This window comes from Paenibacillus planticolens (assembly GCF_013141725.1).
GTDB classification, from domain to species: Bacteria; Bacillota; Bacilli; order Paenibacillales; family NBRC-103111; genus Paenibacillus_E; species Paenibacillus_E planticolens.
The window spans coordinates 1-16,010 of the sequence record NZ_WHNZ01000043.1; the positions used below are offsets into that span (position 1 = coordinate 1).

Annotated in this window: 17 protein-coding genes; all 17 read right to left on the bottom strand. The window is 49.3% G+C overall.

What is annotated here, in order from left to right:
- Positions 1-258: 258 nt before the first annotated feature.
- The 17 genes from lysS to nadA all read right to left on the bottom strand — a co-directional run bounded on the left by lysS (position 259) and on the right by nadA (position 15,880).
- On the bottom strand, positions 259-1,755 hold the full coding sequence (gene lysS / locus GC097_RS20655; protein ID WP_171685217.1) for a lysine--tRNA ligase: 1,497 nt from the start codon (positions 1,753-1,755) through the stop codon (positions 259-261).
- 126 nt (positions 1,756-1,881) lie between these two features.
- Positions 1,882-2,358: a transcription elongation factor GreA gene (gene greA, locus GC097_RS20660; RefSeq protein WP_127457170.1), complete on the bottom strand. Its 477-nt coding sequence runs from the start codon at positions 2,356-2,358 to the stop codon at positions 1,882-1,884.
- A gap of 222 nt (positions 2,359-2,580) precedes the next feature.
- A complete protein-coding gene (dusB, locus tag GC097_RS20665) occupies positions 2,581-3,597 on the bottom strand; it encodes a tRNA dihydrouridine synthase DusB (RefSeq protein WP_171685218.1) in 1,017 nt (338 codons plus the stop codon).
- Between the two features lie 17 nt (positions 3,598-3,614).
- A complete protein-coding gene (locus GC097_RS20670) occupies positions 3,615-3,827 on the bottom strand; it encodes a helix-turn-helix domain-containing protein (protein ID WP_171685219.1) in 213 nt (70 codons plus the stop codon).
- Positions 3,809-4,324: a 2-amino-4-hydroxy-6-hydroxymethyldihydropteridine diphosphokinase gene (folK, locus tag GC097_RS20675; protein ID WP_171685220.1), complete on the bottom strand. Its 516-nt coding sequence runs from the start codon at positions 4,322-4,324 to the stop codon at positions 3,809-3,811. Before folK ends, GC097_RS20670 begins: the two co-directional genes overlap by 19 nt.
- Positions 4,321-4,689, bottom strand: coding sequence for a dihydroneopterin aldolase (gene folB / locus GC097_RS20680; protein WP_171685221.1), 369 nt, complete (start codon positions 4,687-4,689; stop codon positions 4,321-4,323). The genes folK and folB overlap by 4 nt, the downstream gene beginning before the upstream one ends.
- A gap of 19 nt (positions 4,690-4,708) precedes the next feature.
- Entirely contained in the window at positions 4,709-5,524 is an 816-nt protein-coding gene (gene folP, locus GC097_RS20685; protein WP_171685222.1) for a dihydropteroate synthase, read from the bottom strand.
- Between the two features lie 32 nt (positions 5,525-5,556).
- Positions 5,557-6,420 carry an aminodeoxychorismate lyase gene (pabC, locus tag GC097_RS20690; RefSeq protein ID WP_171685223.1) on the bottom strand — a complete coding sequence of 288 codons (864 nt, stop codon included), beginning with the start codon at positions 6,418-6,420 and terminating at the stop codon, positions 5,557-5,559.
- Positions 6,421-6,423: 3 nt separating this feature from the next.
- On the bottom strand, positions 6,424-7,005 hold the full coding sequence (gene pabA / locus GC097_RS20695) for an aminodeoxychorismate/anthranilate synthase component II (RefSeq protein ID WP_171685224.1): 582 nt from the start codon (positions 7,003-7,005) through the stop codon (positions 6,424-6,426).
- Between the two features lie 33 nt (positions 7,006-7,038).
- A complete protein-coding gene (locus GC097_RS20700) occupies positions 7,039-8,577 on the bottom strand; it encodes an anthranilate synthase component I family protein (RefSeq protein ID WP_171685225.1) in 1,539 nt (512 codons plus the stop codon).
- A gap of 117 nt (positions 8,578-8,694) precedes the next feature.
- A complete protein-coding gene (gene cysK / locus GC097_RS20705) occupies positions 8,695-9,636 on the bottom strand; it encodes a cysteine synthase A (RefSeq protein ID WP_171685226.1) in 942 nt (313 codons plus the stop codon).
- Between the two features lie 112 nt (positions 9,637-9,748).
- The gene (locus GC097_RS20710) at positions 9,749-10,699 is read right to left on the bottom strand and encodes a peptidyl-prolyl cis-trans isomerase (protein WP_171685227.1); all 951 of its coding nucleotides are present in this window, start codon (positions 10,697-10,699) and stop codon (positions 9,749-9,751) included.
- A 35-nt stretch (positions 10,700-10,734) separates the two neighbouring features.
- A complete protein-coding gene (gene hslO / locus GC097_RS20715) occupies positions 10,735-11,601 on the bottom strand; it encodes an Hsp33 family molecular chaperone HslO (protein ID WP_171685228.1) in 867 nt (288 codons plus the stop codon).
- A 23-nt stretch (positions 11,602-11,624) separates the two neighbouring features.
- Positions 11,625-12,389, bottom strand: a complete 765-nt coding sequence (locus tag GC097_RS20720; RefSeq protein WP_171685229.1) for a type III pantothenate kinase — start codon at positions 12,387-12,389, stop codon at positions 11,625-11,627.
- Complete coding sequence (gene nadC / locus GC097_RS20725) at positions 12,386-13,255, bottom strand: carboxylating nicotinate-nucleotide diphosphorylase (RefSeq protein WP_171685230.1); 870 nt, start codon at positions 13,253-13,255, stop codon at positions 12,386-12,388. Before nadC ends, GC097_RS20720 begins: the two co-directional genes overlap by 4 nt.
- Position 13,256: 1 nt before the next feature.
- A complete protein-coding gene (gene nadB / locus GC097_RS20730; protein WP_171685267.1) occupies positions 13,257-14,867 on the bottom strand; it encodes an L-aspartate oxidase in 1,611 nt (536 codons plus the stop codon).
- A 74-nt stretch (positions 14,868-14,941) separates the two neighbouring features.
- Positions 14,942-15,880 (bottom strand): quinolinate synthase NadA, encoded by a 939-nt coding sequence (gene nadA, locus GC097_RS20735; protein ID WP_171685231.1) that lies wholly within the window; start codon positions 15,878-15,880, stop codon positions 14,942-14,944.
- Between the last annotated feature and the right edge of the window lie 130 nt (positions 15,881-16,010).

The following is a 16,010-nucleotide window of genomic DNA, read 5'->3' on the forward strand; positions in this document are numbered from 1 at the left end:
CTCGACTGTGCTTACTCACTCGTTGTTCAGTTTTCAAAGATCAAGTTTTCTTGTCCAACCCGCTCTCTTTCGAAAGCCGGAAGACCAATATACCATACTGAGTTTTTGTTTGCAACTTATTTTTTTAAGTTGTTTTGTTAAGCATTTGTTGATGCATCTCAGCGGCAACTTTTATAAGATACCACAGACATCGCAGACTATGCAAGTACTTTCGACAAAAAATTTCGAGGCACCTTCCGATGCCCCGAAATGTACCCCTTATTCTCCTTGGCGTTCACGCATAAGCGGGAACAGCAGAACGTCGCGAATAGATGCCGCATTCGTCAATAGCATAACCAAACGGTCAACACCTATTCCTAAACCACCTGTCGGCGGCATTCCGTATTCCAATGCACGGATGAAGTCTTCATCCATCTCATGGGCCTCATCATTGCCTTGCTCTTTCTCTCGCAGTTGAGCTTCAAAACGCTCTCTTTGATCGATAGGATCGTTAAGCTCCGTAAAAGCATTCGCATGCTCACGCGCAACGATGAAAAGCTCGAAGCGATCTGTGAAACGCGGATCCTCCGGGTTCTTTTTGGCAAGCGGCGAAATTTCTAATGGGTGTCCGTAGATAAAAGTTGGCTGTATCAGCGTCTCTTCGACAAACGTCTCAAAGAATTGGTTCAAAATATGACCAAACGTCATATGCGGCTCGACAGGCACATTGTGCTCTTTGGCCAAACGATGCGCTTCCTCGTTCGTCATTTGAACACCAAAGTCTACGCCTTTAACTTCTTTAACCGCATCAACCATGGAGATACGTCTCCAACCTACAGCTAAATCAACGACATGATCGCCGTAAGGAATCGAGGTCGTGCCAAGCACCTCTTGAGCGATATGCGCAATAAGCTCCTCAGTCAGTTTCATAATGTCTTTGTAGTCAGCGTACGCCTCATACAGCTCAATCATCGTAAACTCCGGATTATGACGCGTGGAGATACCTTCGTTCCGGTATACACGACCGATTTCATAAACTTTCTCCAACCCGCCGACAATAAGGCGTTTCAAGTGAAGCTCAATCGCAATACGCATATGAAGCGCCATATCCAAAGCATTGTGATGCGTATTGAACGGACGCGCCGAAGCTCCGCCTGCAACGGAATGCAACGTTGGCGTTTCCACCTCTAAATAGCCCAGGGAATCCAGGTAACGTCGCATGGACTGAATAATACGCGAACGCAAAATAAATGTTTTCTGAACGTCTTGATTCATGATCAAGTCAACATAACGCTGGCGATAGCGCAATTCTACATCGCTAAGACCATGGAATTTGTCCGGAAGCGGAAGCAGAGACTTGGTCAATACCTCGAGAGATTGGACTTTAATCGAAGTTTCTCCCGTTTTTGTTTTGAACACAACCCCTTGAACGCCAACCATGTCGCCAAGATCCAAGAGATCGAATGCTTTGTACTTGTTGGCATCCAGCGCATCTTCTCGCACGTAGATTTGAATCTTCCCGGTAATGTCCTGGATATGGGCGAAACTCGCTTTCCCCATACCTCTTTTTTGCATAATGCGCCCGGCAATACTTACCTCGCGGTTCTCTTCATCCAGCTCTTCTTTGGTTTTATCTTGGCAAGCCGCCAAAATCTCTTGAGTCGTATGCGTTCTTACATATTTGCTGCCAAAGGGGTCTACGCCCAAACCACGAAGCTCGTCCAATTTGTTACGGCGAATGACGAGCAATTCGTTCAATTCCACTTCCTGGCTCATGTTTTCATCTCCTACATATTTTAGTAAAGGGTGCTTAAACCGGAAAAAAGCTTCCGTAAGGAAGCTTTCCAGGACAATTCGCCAATGCTGCGCAAAGGTAAATTGCAACGGGGCTGCGGCTGCACGCTACTTTTTAATATCAACAATTTGATACTGAATGACGCCAGCAGGAACGTTAACGTCAACGGTTGCGCCCTTTTGCTTGCCAAGAATTGCTTTGCCCACCGGGCTTTCATTGGAAATCTTATTCTGCAGCGGATCGGACTCCGCAGTACCTACGATGTTGTACTCCACCAAATCGCCGAATTCCAAGTCCTTTAGTGTGACGATTGATCCAACACTTACCGTGTTGATATCGACATCGTCGTTATTAATAATCCGCGCATTGCGCAGCATTTTTTCTAAAGTGATGATTCTGCCTTCAATAAAGGCTTGCTCGTTCTTCGCATCTTCGTACTCGGAATTCTCACTGATATCGCCATAACCGATGGCAACCTTGATTCTTTCCGCTACTTCGCGGCGCTTCACTGATTTCAGATGCTCAAGCTCATCCTCGAGCCTTCTCAAACCTTCTGGTGTAAGAATGACCTCTTTTTCAGCCATTACCAACTGATCTCCCGTCATGTGAAAGATTTTCATATCGTTGAATCGATGCTTCCTGCTAGGAGTTAGGTCTTTATAGAGCTGATTCAAGTAGTATGAATTCACAGTTATAAAAATAAGGAACTTGCTCGTTTGTCTTTCAATATATGCAGGAACACATTAATATTGACTGATTATATTGCAACCGTTTCAAAATGTCAATCTCAACCATAGTTGCATGATTTATTGCAGTACGGGAGATTCTTCTTCGCTGGATGGAGACGATTGCGCAGCAAGATGCTCAACGTATTCATTCAAAGCTCGAACCATTTCATCACGCTTCAACATCTCCATAATGGCATCCTTCACGCGAGCCGCTCCAGTTAAACCTTTGAGGTACCACGCCATATGTTTGCGCATTTCTTTCACGGCAACATGCTCACCTTTAAGCGCGATGAGACGGTCCATATGCAAGATTGCAATGCGGATTTTCTCTTCCGGCGTCGGCTCCGGCGGCAATTCGCCACCCGATAGGTATTGTACGGTACGGTAGAGCATCCAAGGATTGCCTAATGCGCCTCGACCGATCATAACGCCATCCACACCCGTTTGGTCCAACATGCGTTTGGCATCTTCGGGCGTTACTACATCCCCGTTGCCAATTACGGGAATCGACAGAGCCTGCTTCACTTCCCGGATGATGTTCCAATCCGCTTTACCCGTGTAAAGCTGCTCACGCGTTCGTCCGTGGACACTAACTGCGCTTCCGCCGCCTCTTTCGACAGCTTTCGCATTTTCGACAGCATAGATGTGCTCGGAATCCCAGCCGATCCGCATTTTTACGGTAACGGGTTTGCTGACAGCTTTAACGACCGTCTCAATCATTTGCTCGATTTTGTCGGGTTGGAGCAGCCAGCGCGCGCCAGCATCGCATTTGGTGATTTTGGGCACAGGACAACCCATATTAATATCAATAATATCTGCATTGGTATGCTGATCCACGATTTTGGCCGCTTGCACGAGCGTTTCCGTGTCTCCGCCGAAGATTTGCAAGCTCAGCGGCTTTTCGCGGTCGTCCACATACAGCATTTCCATCGAACGGGCGTTCCCGTGAACGATCGCTTTATCACTAACCATCTCCGCGCAGACCAAGCCTGTGCCAAACTCTTTGGCAATCAGACGAAATGCAGGATTACAAACGCCCGCCATCGGGGCGAGCACAACTTTATTGGGAGCTTCGACATTACCTATTTTCAGCACCGAAGATTCCACCTCTCTCATCTCGCAACCACGGCAACTAACTCGTCCGGCTCTATACCAAGGACTTGCGAGATTTTCTGAATAATTTTCGTATCCGGCTTACGTGTTCCTCTTTCAATTGCGCCCAAAATGGCGATCGAAACGCCGAGCAAATCGGCTAATTCATTCTGGGTATACCCTTTTAATTTACGAAAAGCGCGTATGCGCTGTGCTACTGTGCTTTTTTCCATAACACGACGCCTTCCTTTCCTTCCAGTTTCTCCAACTGTGCGGAGATGAATTCAAATGCAGCATCTTGCCGCTCGCAGAGAACCTCAGACAGAGGAACTAATACAAAAGCCCGCTCATGCATCCGCGGATGCGGAATGATCAAGTCGGGGGTCGTAAGCCGCTCGTCGCCGTACAGAAGCAAATCCAAGTCGATCGTTCTCGGACCCCAGCGCACATCGCGCTTTCGTCCCAGTCGATTCTCGATGGCCAGCAATGTGAATAGCAAATCTTCTGCAGGTATAACCGTTTGAATCTGAACGACCATATTAAGAAAAGCAGACTGGTCCACATAGCCGACCGGTTCGGTTTCGTAAATACTGGACAAACCAGTCACGACAATCCCCGATTCCTCGTTCAGCGCTGTGATCGCATCCTGCAAAAATTGTTCACGATTATCTATATTAGACCCTAATGCGACATAAGCCGCAATGCTTCGTGCTCGTTCTTCGGCTGTCATGACGTTGCCCGCTTTCGGTTAATCTCTACTGTAACGCCGTCGAAAATAACGGCAAAGGGCGGATGCGGCTTAATGACGCGAACCGTCACTTCATTGATACTAGTATAAGTATGCAGCAGCTCGGATGCAATGTTTTCCGCTAAAGCTTCAATTAATTTGAAGGTGCGCCCTTCGACAATTTCTTTCACTTTGAAAAAAACTTCCCCATAATTCACGGTATCATCGAGATGATCCGACAAGCCCGGCTTGTGAAGCGGAAGCATGAGCTCAACATCCACATAGAAGCGCTGACCGAGCTTATTCTCCTCCGGGAAAACGCCATGATTGCCAAAAAACTGCATACGGGACAGTGTAATTTTGTCCATTTGTTGTGACCTCCTTCATTTAAGAGCGAAGTATAGCATCTGTCATAACGGCAGCCCGCTTCGTTGCTTGTACGTCATGCACACGAACGATACCGCACCCCTGCGCAATCCCCAGCACGACAGTTGAGATTGAACCTTCCAACCGTTCTGCCGGCGGCAGATTCAGCGTCATTCCGATGACGCTTTTGCGAGATGTACCCAGGAGTACCGGGTAGCCGAGATCCACGATCGGACGCAGCTGGTTCATGAGCTGTAAGTTTTGCTCGTAGGACTTGGCGAAGCCGATGCCGGGGTCCAAAATAATCCGCTCGTCGCGAACGCCCGCTTCTCGGGCTTGTTTCACATACTGCTGAAGATCGCTCAGCACCTCAGGAAGAAAATCGTTATATTCCGTATTCAAACGGTTATGGGTAATAACGAACGGACAGTCATAGCTCGCCGCTACCCCGGCCATCCGAGAATCAGCCTGTCCCCCCCATACGTCGTTGATGATGTGCGCGCCCGCCACCAATGCTTGCTTAGCGACCTCAGCTTTGTATGTATCTATAGATATAGGAACGTTAATTTCACGGCTTAGCGCTTCAATAACGGGAATGACGCGGTGAAGCTCTTCCTCTTCGCTCACCTCAGCAGCCCCCGGACGCGTGGACTCGCCTCCAATATCAATGATATCTGCGCCATCCGCGACCATCTGGCGAGCTCTGCTCACCGCATCGTCGATTTTGACATAAGAACCGCCATCCGAGAAGGAATCGGGCGTTACGTTCAATATGCCCATGATGATCGTTCGATCACCGATGGGCAGCTCGTGTCCTTTGAAGGATAACACTTTCATCTGCTGTTCACTTCCTATTGTTTTTCAATTTATCAATATTCGTTATACCATTGACGCAGCTTACGAGTTATAGGGCCAACGGCGCCTGTGCCGACAGTAATCGCTTGTCCGCTTGGTGTGTAAAGCGTAGTAACCGGTACAATTTCTTGAATGGAATTGACCAGAAAGACTTCATCGGCTTCCGCCAGATCCTCCCAGCGATACAATCCGTCTTGGGTGGGAATATGCCCCTTCTGGGCAATCCGCAGCACATGGGCTCTGGTAATTCCCGCTAAAATGCCTGTATCCAGCGATGGCGTGTAGCAAGTGCCGTCCTTGATGAAAAAGATATTGCTGACAATGCCTTCAGCCACATAACCCTCTTCACTCATCATCAGACCTTCTGCGCCTGTTGCCCATGGATACTGGCCGAGCTCTCTTTTCGCCAAAATATTGTTCATATAGTGAAAAGACTTGAATCGGTACAAACCCTCCGGTGTATTACGCGGCAACTTCAGCAGCTGCAACGATTTGCCCTCTTCGTAGATCTTCGTATCCTTAGGCGGGAGAGCTTTAATATAGATAATTTCCGTAGGCTGTCCATAATCGCCCGAAGGAAGTCCAAGTGCTTCTACACCGGCGGACACGGAGTAACGAATGTAGGCATCCTGAAGCTCGTTCGCGGCAAGCAGCTCATTGATAAGCTTCTGTATGCGATCAAGATCAGGCTCATAAACAATCCCCAGTTCCTTACAGCCTTCCGCAAGGCGATTCAGATGTTCGGGCAGAAGAAACGGAACTTTATTATAGGTACGGAATGTCTCAAAGAGACCTAGTCCGTAAAGAAAACCGTGATCGTAAACCGAGACCACGGCTTGCTGTTCATCCATAAGTTTGCCATTGATGCTAATAATCATAAATCAAGCTCCTGTTTTAGCCGTGCGGCGCAGGAAGTTGCGCAGCATTTGGTGGCCATGCTCAGTGATAATGGATTCCGGGTGGAACTGAACGCCTTCTATCGGATATTCTTTATGGCGCAGCGCCATGATTTCACCTTCAGCAGTACGGGCACTAACTTCCAAGCAATCCGGCAGCGTCTCCGCTTTGACAATCAAGGAATGGTAACGTGTTGCTGTAAAAGGAGATGGCAGCCCTTCGAATAGCGTTTGGCCGTCATGGAATATTTCTGAGGTTTTGCCGTGCATTAAGCGCTCAGCGCGAATGACGTCGCCGCCGAAAGCTTGCCCAATGGACTGATGGCCGAGACAGACGCCGAACATGGGGATTTTACCCTTGAAATGGTCAATCAGTGATAGACTAATGCCGGCTTCATTCGGGGTGCAAGGACCCGGAGATATTAAGATATGGTCTGGCGCTAAAGCCTCCACACCCGCTAAATCAATTTCGTCATTGCGACGAACGATGACTTCTTCCCCAATCTCCCCCAAGTATTGGACGAGGTTGTACGTAAACGAATCATAATTATCAATCACTAAAATCATTCTAAGCTCCCCTTTCGTCAGCCCTGCTCAGGCTTAAGCTCGGCTCATGCTCCGCTCACTATATTCAATTGCTTTCCACATCGCTTTGGCTTTATTCAAGGATTCGATATACTCACGCTCCGGAATGGAATCAATGACGATCCCCGCTCCCGCTTGAATATGTCCCATGCCTTCGGCCGCCACCAGCGTGCGTATAATAATATTAAATTCCATATTCCCGTTATAGTCAATCCACCCCATGGAACCGGTATACGGGCCACGGCGGACAGGTTCTAATTCTTCAATAATTTCCATGGTCCGAATCTTCGGCGCGCCTGTGATCGTTCCTCCAGGAAATGTGGCGGCAATGACATCGTACGCATCTTTTCCTGGGGCCAGCTCGCCGACCACTTCGGAGACGATATGCATCACATGGGAATAGTACTCAATCACCATGAAGTCTTTGACGCGGACGGAGCCGTACTTGGAGATGCGGCCAAGGTCGTTGCGCTCGAGGTCGACCAGCATGACGTGCTCGGCGCGCTCTTTTTCGTTGTCGATGAGCTCGCCGGCCAGGCGCAGGTCATCCTGCTCGTCCTTGCCGCGCGGGCGCGTGCCGGCAATCGGACGCGTCCGCAGGACGCCGTCCTCCAGCTGCACGAGCAGCTCCGGCGAGCCGGAAACAAGGGCAAAGCCTGCGAAGCGCAGCAAGCCCATGTAAGGCGAGGGATTGACGATGCGCAGCGCCTCGTAGATCTCTTCCGGCGTCGTATTCAGCCGCCGGCTCTGTCTGACCGACAAGTTGACTTGGAACACGTCACCTTGGGAGATATAGGCTTGGATGCGCTGCACCGCCGCCATGTACTCGGCTTTGCCGAACGCAGGCTGGATGCCTGCAATGCTCTCTACATCGATGTGCAGCTGCTCACGCGCGATCGATGCCCCGTCCGGGCCGCTGTGCTGTGGAGCGCCGGTTCCGCTTGAGCGGAGGGCCTGCCAGCGGCTGATCATGGTAGCCGCCTGGGCTTGCGCCTCGGCGTAAAGCCGCTGCAGGTAGGCGTCATCTGCAGCAAGGTCCTGCTGCCGGGGCATATGGACCATGATGTACAGGCTCTTCTCCAGATGATCCACAGCCCACACCTGATCATACATAGCGAAGCTATAATCGGGGATTGGCAGGTCGTCTGCCGCTTGAGCCGGAAGCTTTTCGATGGTGCGAATCACATCGTAGCTCCAAAATCCGACACACCCGCCTAGGAATTTAGGCGCACCTTCTACTTTGGGACTTCTATAGGAGGACATCCATTGTTTCACGACCGTGAGGGGCTCCCCCTTCACGCGGGTTACTTTGCCGGACAGGGCGATTTCGGCCTCCAGCCCTTTTCCGTGCACAGTTGAAAATGGCTGCAATCCGAGAAACGTGTATCGCCCTCCCTTGCCGCTCTCCAGCACGAAGGAATCCGGTGACGCTTCCTTCCAGGCCGATTCCCATGAGGCTACACGGTCTTCCTCCAGTTCAAGCTTTATGACGTAAGGCAGCATGGTAAATGTGGAGGACCAACTGCGCCATTGCTCTAAGGTTGTTAAAATCATGTTTGCCCCTCCTTCCAGTAATATCCGGGGATTAGTTGTCCATTAGTATACTCCAACCCATGACAGAAAAAAAGCCCCAGCTGCAGGAGCTGAGGCTTGCTTGGTTGGATGTCGAACTTATTGCTCTTCGAATTGGTAAAGCGGTGTAGACAGGTAACGCTCACCGTTACTTGGAACGACAGCAACGACACGTTTGCCTGCGCCAAGCTCTTTTGCCACTTTCAAAGCTGCAAAAATCGCTGCACCGGAGGAAATACCGCCAAGAATACCTTCTTCTTTGGCTACGCGGCGGGAAGTTTCGAAAGCGTCGTCGTTCTCCACAGCAATGATTTCATCATAGATCTTCGTGTTCAAAATACCAGGAACAAAGCCGGCGCCGATCCCTTGAATTTTGTGAGGACCTGGTTTACCGCCGGATAGAACCGGTGAAGCCGCAGGCTCGACAGCATAAATTTTGATGTCCGGGAAGTTTTCTTTCAGCACGCCGCCAGCGCCTGAAATCGTTCCGCCAGTACCGATACCTGCGATGAAAGCATCTAATTTGCCGTCATGTCCTTTGATCGCTTCCACGATTTCCGGACCTGTTGTTTCGCGGTGAATTTTCACGTTCGCTTGGTTCTCGAATTGTTGCGGAATGAAATAGGATGGATTCTCCGCTTTCAGTTCTTCCGCACGTTTGATCGCACCTTTCATACCTTCCGCTCCCGGTGTAAGTACAAGCTGTGCACCGTAAGCACGCAGCAGGTTGCGTCTTTCTAGAGACATCGTTTCCGGCATAACCAGAATCGCTTTGTAACCTTTAGCAGCTGCAACTAATGCGATTCCGATTCCTGTGTTACCGCTAGTTGGCTCAACAATTGTATCGCCAGGCTTGAGTTTGCCTTCTTGTTCGGCGACCTCGATCATGGAGATGGCAATACGGTCTTTTACACTGGCACCAGGGTTCTGATATTCCAATTTAACATAAACCTCTGCGCTTCCTTCCGGAACCACACGATTCAAGCGAACAAGCGGTGTATCTCCAATTAAATCCGTAATGCTTTGTACTAATCTTGCCATTTCTAGTCCCCTCCAGATTGAGTAATGAATGATTTCCGAGTTAGTTAGTCGGTATTATGCATTAATCTTATCAATGCATACTATGGTTGTCAACCATATTTTCCACAGTATGCTACTTAAACTGCGGATCTATGATCGTTACTTTCCATTTCGTGCGAAGCTGCGAAACATAATCTTTGAGGGGCGGCGCTTCCTGCAGCGCAAGCTCCCTGCGTACATTTTCCCGAATAAACGTACGATCCGGATTGGCTTTATCCCGCTTATTTTTCAGCTTCACAATAGCAAAGCCTTGTGCCAGCGGAACAGGTTTACTCACTTCTCCAGCCTTCAGCAATTTCGCCGCTTCCAGCACCGGAGCCGACACAAAAGGATCATCTCCCTCAATCCATCCCAAATCGCCACCGGAATTATTGGTTGCATCATCGAGAGAACGATCTCTGGCCAGGATTTCAAAGCTTTCCCCTTTCGCCAACGCCGCTATGACTTTGTTCGCCTGTTCCTTGGTAGAGACAATGATCTGCTGGATGTTGTACTCGGATTCTTGCTTAAATTCATCGGGATGCGCTTGGATATAGGAATCCACCTGAGCATCCGTTATTTGTATATGGCTGGTAGCGAGTTTCTCCAAGAGCAGCTTATTCGTAACATCGTCTTTGATTTCTTGCTGGGACAGCCCCAATTGACTTCGCATGGATGCGTAAAATTGTTCTTCACTCTCATAGCCTTGCTGCATTCGTTTCAACTCACGCGCAATCTCCGCGTCTCCAATCGATGTTCCCGTCTCGTTTCCTTCCAAACGTATCACTTCACGATCCAACAGTTGACCTAACAGTTCTGCGCCATAATGACGTTCCAGCGCCGTTTGCAACTCTTGCCGCGTGATTGCGCGACTTCCAATTTTGGCAACGACCTGCTCAATGGTTTGCCCGCCTTGCTGCTCAGGATCTGCTGGATGACTCGGTTCTGATTGGTTCATGATATGGGTGATCAGCAAGGATGCGAGCACGAGATTACATACAGCCATCACAATGATGACTCCCCACAATCGCTTTACGTTCTGCATCCTGACTCCCTCTTCATTTCCATAGTGCTGCTGATCTACAGATCAATCATCCGTTGCAGCTCTTCTTCATTGTAGCGATACGCTTCATTGCAGAAATGACACACGACCTCGGCAAAGCCTTCATCGTCAAGAATTTCTTGAAGTTCCGCTTTCCCTAAGGAAATTAACGTAGATTCAATTCTCTCCCGGCTGCACTTGCAGCGGAACATAACGTCCATCTGATCCAGTGTCTGAAAAGACGGCAGCACCGTTTGGAGAATTTCCTCCAGGTTCAACCCACTGCCCAGCATGCTTGTAAAAGACGGGATACGTGAGAGCATTTCCTCGATTTCCCCAATCTCTTGGTCGCTTAATCCAGGAAGCAATTGAATGACGAATCCGCCGGAAGCGAGGATGGAGTGATCCGTGTTTACCAAGACACCAAGCGCGACAGCCGACGGCGTTTGCTCCGACTTCGCGAAATAGTATGTGAAATCTTCGGCTAACTCGCCGGTTATTAAAGGCGTACTGCCTTTATACGGCTCTTTGAGACCTAAATCTTTGGTTATGTACAAAAAGCCTTCCGTTCCTACTGCTGCAGCAACATCAAGCTTGCCATTCGCTTTAAGGGGAGGATCAACAAGCGGATTATCCACATAACCGCGCACCTCGCCTTTGGCATTGGCATCGACCACAATTTGACCGATCGGACCGTCGCCTTTGACTTGAATAATAAGATGCTCCTCTCCTTTGAGCATGGCTCCGAGAAGAAGACCTGCTGCCGCCGTTCTTCCTAGGGCCGCTGTGGCCGTTGGAGTCGTTTGATGTCTTCGGCTAAGTTCATCTGTGAGAACGGTGGTTTGTACTGCAAAAGCACGTACTTTCCCTTGAAGCGCCGTTCCTCGAATTAAATAATCGCCCATGTTACGTCCTTTCCTTAACCAACTTATGCGTTTTTCTCGTATATCATTTGTAAGCCTTGCAGGGTCAGCAGGGGATTCACAATCTGAATCGTTCGGGATTCGCTGGAGATCAATTCGGCAAGTCCCCCCGTTGCTATGACGGTAGGATTCACATTAAACTCCTGTTTTACCCGTTCGACAATGCCGTCAACCTGACCCACATAGCCGTAAATAATTCCCGCTTGCATCGCCGCTACTGTGTTTCTGCCTACAACGCTCTTCGGCTTCACAAGCTCGATGCGCGGCAGTTTCGCAGCCTTTTGATATAACGCTTCTGTCGATATCCCGATTCCCGGCGCAATGGCGCACCCTACAAGCTGCTGGGCAGGGTCGATATAGTCGTACGTTGTCGCTGTTCCGAAATCAACAATAATACAAGGGGCCCCATAAAGCTCAAGCGCCGCAACAGCATTCACGATGCGATCCGCTCCAACCTCTTTAGGATTATCTACCCGCACGTTCAATCCCGTCTTGATGCCGGGACCTACGGTAAATGGCGTCCTTTTTAAATAATGCAGACAAAGGTTTTCCATGACGCTGACGAGTGGAGGGACGACGGAAGAGACGATGACACCGTCAACTTCGCTGAATGTGATCCCTGAGTGTTGGAACAGGCTGAATAGCTGCATGCCGTACTCATCAACGGTGGCTGAGCGGTTCGTGCTTACCCGCCAATGGTGTTGGAGTTCACGCCCTTTGTAGAGACCGAGTACAATGTTGGTATTCCCAACGTCGATGACAAGAATCATAGCGCAGTCTCCTTCCGCTCATTGAGGTCAAGTGAAATATCCAGCGCTGCAACCGAGTAAGTCAACCGTCCGACCGAGATCACATCTACGCCCGACTCAGCCATAGCTTTAATGGTCTGCAGCGTTACGGACCCCGACCCCTCTACTACAATATGCGGAGCTTTGCTTTTAATTATGGAAACTGCTTCCTTCATTTGCACGGGTGGCATATTATCCAACATGATGATATCTGCACCCGCGGACAGAGCTTCATGGAGTTGATCGAAATCCTCGACTTCCACCTCAATCTTCATGGTATGAGGAATCTGCCGTCTTGCCGCCTGTACAGCTTGGGTAATACCGCCGGAACCCTTGATGTGGTTATCTTTAATCATCACAGCATCGTAAAGCCCGAAACGGTGGTTATGACCGCCACCCACGCGAACGGCATATTTCTCCAGCATCCGGTGACCCGGCGTTGTCTTCCGTGTGTCCACAAGTCGGGTCGGCAAACCCTCCAGAGCGTCAACATACTCCCGCGTTCTGGTCGCAATGCCGGACATTCTTTGCATGAGGTTAAGGCTCAAACGTTCCCCAAGCAGAATGCTCCGGGTGTTTCCTTCCACTTCAGCTAGTATAGTCCCTTTATTAACAGACGATCCTTCGGCCACTTTAGTTTCAAAACGAAGGGAAGCATCGACGACGGCAAAAACTTCTTGAGCAATTCGCAGACCGCATACGATCCCATCTTCTTTGACGTGGATAATCCCTTTGGACGCATGTTCCAAAGGGATCGTTGTCAGAGTCGTGACATCTCCTGTGCCAATATCTTCTTCTAACCAAAGCCGAATATGTTTACGAATTAGTTCCATATTTAAATCCAGCATATTAAATCCACTCCTCAATGCTATCTTCCCCGCGCTTAAAAACAATATGCTTCTTCCAAGCATGATCGTCCCGCTCCGGGAAATCTTCGCGGTAATGACCGCCCCGGCTTTCCTCACGCGTCAAAGCTGCTGTTGTCGTAAGCAAAGCACAGTTCAGTAAATTAGCAAACTCATATTCTTCACGTTTCGTCATTAGGGAATCGTAAATGGACAGCTGTCTGGACAGTTCGTCATGGCCTTTTTGCAGACCTTTGGCCGAACGCTTCAGTCCGGCGTACCGCAGCATGACTTTCTGCAATTTCAGCTTCTTTTCGACAACGGCCTGGTTAGGAATTTCCGTTCTTGGCGCTTCCGACTCTGCGCGGAGCTGAATATCGCCTTCCAGAGGCGGAAGCTCTTGAATACGCTCTATGATCCTTCTACCGAAAACGATAGCTTCCGATAACGAATTGCTAGCCAAGCGGTTAGCGCCATGTACACCTGTAGAAGACACCTCACCGCAAGCAAAAAGTCTGCGGACGTGTGTTTCACCATGCAAATCAGTCTTAACGCCACCCATCATATAATGGGCTGCAGGAGCAACTGGAATCCAGTCTGTGCTCATATCCAGACCATAATTCAAGCAGAACTCATAGATCGTAGGAAACCGGTGTTTAATGAGCTCCTCGGTTTCGTGCGTAATATCGATATAAACGAACGTCGATTTGCAATTCTCCATCTCGTCCACAATGGCGCGAGCCACAACATCCCGAGGCGCTAGCTCAAGTTGCGGATGATAACGATCCATGAAGCGTTCCCCTTTGATGTTGCGCAGATAAGCCCCCTCGCCGCGCACCGCTTCCGATATAAGAAAACGCGGAGCACCTGGGTAGCAGAGCGCCGTTGGGTGGAATTGAACAAATTCCACGTCTTGAATTTGCGCGCCGGCGCGATAGGCAATCGCGATGCCATCGCCGGTCGCGATATCCGGGTTCGTCGTGTAGCGGAACAGCTGCCCCGCCCCCCCGGAGCAGAGGATCGTGGCGTTGCCGCGGACAAACACCCGCTGGCCGCCCGGCTTCTGTACGAGTGCGCCGTAGCACTCGCCATCTTGCGTGATGAGGTCGATGACAAAGTGATCGTCCCAAATCTCGATATTCGGATCCTGCTTCGTGCGTTCCGAAAGAGCCCGTACAATCTCGGCGCCGGTAGCGTCGCCGTGTGCGTGCAGAATGCGGCGCTGGCTGTGAGCCCCTTCTTTGGTCAAAGCGAACTCTCCGTTCTCCAAATCGAACTGAGTTCCCATGCGAATCAGATCCTGAACGCCGTTAGGCCCTTCATGAACAAGAACGTCAACAGCCTCAGGCGAGCAGAGGCCGGCACCGGCGATCAAAGTATCCTGCATATGATATTCAGGTGAATCCTCATCGGAAATAACAGCAGCTATCCCGCCTTGTGCATAACGGGTGTTGCTGTCGAGGAGCGATTTCTTCGTAATCATCAGAACTTTCTTATTTTCACTAGCGCGCAATGCCGTAAATAATCCCGCAATACCTGCGCCAATCACAATCACATCTGTATGTACATGAGGAATGGAATTTAAATCTACATCTACGAGGTATCTAGGAATCATGCCGCTCACCCGTTCTTCACCGTTAATTATACAAATTGATGCGTTCATTCAATTAAACAAGAGAGTAGCGCATGCTACTTTACTTGTAACATGCGCTCTAAGGACAATCTTGCTTTATCGGCTACATCTTCCGGCACATAAATCTCCGGCTGCATCGTCTCCAAACATTTCACAATTTTCTTTAAATTGTTCACTTTCATATTCGGGCAGACCAAATATTTCGTTGCGAAGTGGAATTGTTTGTCCGGGCTGTCCAGGCGCAGTTGGTAACCTGTCCCATCTTCCGTTCCGACAATAAATTCCTTGCAGTCTGACTCTTTGCAATATTTAATAATCGCTGTCGTACTCCCTACAAAATCGCCAAGTTTCACAACTTCTGGCCGGCACTCCGGATGGACCACGAATTGCGCATTCGGATACTGCGCTTTCATTTCTTCGACATCTTTGACGGTCAGCATATCATGCGTGTTGCAGTAACCTTCCCAGATGATCACTTTTTTGCTTGTGAATTTTGATACATAGTCGCCCAAATTTTTATCCGGTACCCAGATGATTTCATCTGAATCGACGGAATTGATGACGTTTATGGCATTTGCGGATGTACAGCAAATATCTGTTTCTGATTTAACATCGGCTGACGTATTAATGTAAGCAACGACTTTAGCTTTAGGATGTTGGCGCTTCAAAGCACGAAGACCTTCAACATTCACCATATCCGCCATCGGGCAGCCTGCCCGTTCATCGGGGATAATTACCGTTTTGTTCGGGGCTAATATTTTAGCGCTTTCTCCCATGAAATGAACGCCGCAAAAAACGATAACATCTGCATCTGTTTGTGCCGCCTTTTGCGCTAGCAAGAAGGAATCCCCCCGAAAATCGGCAACCTCTTGAACCTCGTCACGCTGATAATAATGAGCCAGAATAATGGCATTCCGTTCTTTCTTCAGTTGCAGCAACCGTTCTTTCAATATACGATTCTGCTCCGCTTTGCGCTCTAATGCTAAAGCTTCCATGGATGCTTCCTCCCCGGTTTGGGATGTAAAATGTATTTCATAATACTTACATAACATCTAAAATAGTATGATCAAACCCTCGTAAATTTAGAGATTTACAACTAATTTACACATTCCAGCATCCCCTGTC